The organism is Mesorhizobium sp. M2E.F.Ca.ET.209.01.1.1 (assembly GCF_004010375.2).
Lineage (GTDB): Bacteria > Pseudomonadota > Alphaproteobacteria > Rhizobiales > Rhizobiaceae > Mesorhizobium.
Genome location: NZ_SADP02000109.1, coordinates 1 through 542, shown reverse-complemented (window position 1 = coordinate 542; position 542 = coordinate 1). Strand labels below are relative to the sequence as shown.

Annotated in this window: 2 protein-coding genes; one reads left to right on the top strand and one right to left on the bottom strand. The window is 63.7% G+C overall.

Annotated features, from left to right (window positions below):
- Positions 1–116: LysR family transcriptional regulator (locus tag EN852_RS42745; protein WP_135879596.1), on the bottom strand; the 116-nt coding region annotated here is incomplete at its 3' end.
- Between the two features lie 85 nt (positions 117–201).
- Between EN852_RS42745 and EN852_RS34820 the strand changes: the two genes are divergently transcribed.
- Positions 202–542: methyltransferase domain-containing protein (locus EN852_RS34820; RefSeq protein WP_135879595.1), on the top strand; the 341-nt coding region annotated here is incomplete at its 3' end.

The window sequence follows — 542 nt, the reverse complement described above, 5'->3', positions numbered from 1 at the left end:
GACGGCGTGACGGCAAGCTCGGCCGCCGCCTTGCGGAAATTGCGATGCTTGGCGACGCTCAAGAAGGCCTCGATGCCGTCGAGCGCGCCATGCCTGACTGTGAAGTTCTGCTTCATGACCCGTCGACATTATCGCGGATAGTCGCCCGCAGAAAGCCGCCATATCTCTTGGGCGGGCCTTGAACACCAAAGGGAAGTGACAATGACCGATGAACTCGATCGCGTGCGAGATCACTACCGCGCAACAGGATTGACCGACCGATTGAAGGCCGCACTAGCGGTCTTTGGACCCGAGGAAGAGCGGCTGAAGCCTGAGCAATTGGCCACGCTCGACCAATTCCACACGCGCGGGCTGGCTGCGACGGCCGAGCTCGCTAATCTGGCCGTCGTCACGGCCGACATGTCGGTGCTCGACGTTGGATCGGGTGTCGGCGGTCCCGCCCGCTTCCTGGCGGCGACCTATGGCTGCGAGGTGACCGGCGTCGATCTCAGCGAACCCTTCGTCGAGGCCGCGCGCTACCTGACCGCGCGAACTGGGCAGGA